Annotated in this window: 1 protein-coding gene and 1 pseudogene; one reads left to right on the forward strand and one right to left on the reverse strand. The window is 62.5% G+C overall.

All coding sequences use genetic code 11. The features are described from left to right. Window positions 1-138: 138 nt before the first annotated feature. Entirely contained in the window at window positions 139-780 is a 642-nt protein-coding gene (locus BGP85_RS12375; RefSeq protein ID WP_103448291.1) for a cupin domain-containing protein, read from the reverse strand. Window positions 781-903: 123 nt separating this feature from the next. Here BGP85_RS12375 and BGP85_RS12380 point away from each other — a divergent pair. Further along, a pseudogene (locus BGP85_RS12380) lies at window positions 904-1,144 on the forward strand (EamA family transporter); the annotation flags it as partial.

Below are 1,144 nucleotides of genomic sequence, written 5' to 3' on the forward strand. Positions count from 1 at the left end.
CCGCGCCTCAAGGCATGCGCGACCCGCCCACAGCCCCGGATCGCGCATCCCCCCCACCATCAGGGCGTTAACGGCCAACGTGAAGATTTGTTCATGTGCTTTCAGAATCAGGGCTGAAGCAGCTGAACCAGCGCAAGATCAGAGGCCCAGGGTGAGTGCTGCGTCCTTGATCCAGAAACGAGCACCCTGAGCGCCGACGCTTGCCTGCAAGGGCGTGCCTGCCGGCAGGCGCATCCAGCTCAGCGGCTGGAGGCTGAAGTTCGCGCCGTCCAGGCTGCCTTGCAGAAGCAGACATTCCAGTCCACGCGGATTGTCCAGATGGACAGTGGCGCCGGGTTGCACGTGCTTCAGATACACCTGTTCATGGGTGTTCGAAAACAGCAGTTGATCGCCCAGCGCCGATAACGTTGCGACCAGCTGTTGGCCATCTTCAGGATGAAACTGCTGCAGGCGAACAAAGATCGTGCAGCCCTCGTCAGACCGTGGCGCGTGAGCACTACCAGGCGGGTTGCGCACATAGCTGCCCGCGGGGTACTGGCCGCGCTCATCTTCGAACACACCTTCCAGGACCATAAATTCCTCGCCGCCAGGATGCTGGTGAGCGTTGAAATGACTGCCGGGTGCATAGCGCACCAGGCTGGTGGCGCGGGCCTTCTCGCCACCGATGCGAAACAGCGGGCGCCGCTCGACGCCGGGCAGCGGGCTGGCCAGCCAGGGCAGGTCGGCACTGTGCATGACGGCGGGCAAGGTCAGGTCGGCGTTCAGGCGGTCCGGAAGCATGGCGGTTTTCCTGGTATTGAAAGGCCGGGACAGGTACCCACCTATGATCAGCTGTTGTGAGATCTCGATAAAGCCTCTAAAACACTCACAAACAAGAATTTCTATCTCAGAGGTGTCAACACCATGAGTGTCCGCAGCACCGCCATCGCCGGTCAAGGCAACAAATTCTGGCTCTGGCCAGCGCTGTTCAGCCTGGTGGCCTTCGCCGCCAACTCGATCTTCTGCCGCCTGGCCCTGCGCGATGGTGCGATCGATGCCGAGTCGTTCACCGTGGTGCGGCTGGCCAGCGGTGCGGTGTTTCTGCTCCTGCTGATTCGCCTGCGCAAGCGGGGCATGGCCCTGGGGGGGGGCTGGAAGGGCGGGC

It is taken from the genome of Pseudomonas putida (assembly GCF_002906855.1).
GTDB classification, from domain to species: Bacteria; Pseudomonadota; Gammaproteobacteria; order Pseudomonadales; family Pseudomonadaceae; genus Aquipseudomonas; species Aquipseudomonas putida_N.

What these genes read in the sequence shown, in the direction of transcription:
- BGP85_RS12375 (WP_103448291.1), bottom strand. Translation starts at nt 780, where the DNA reads ATGCTTCCGGACCGCCTGAACGCCGACCTGACCTTGCCCGCCGTCATG.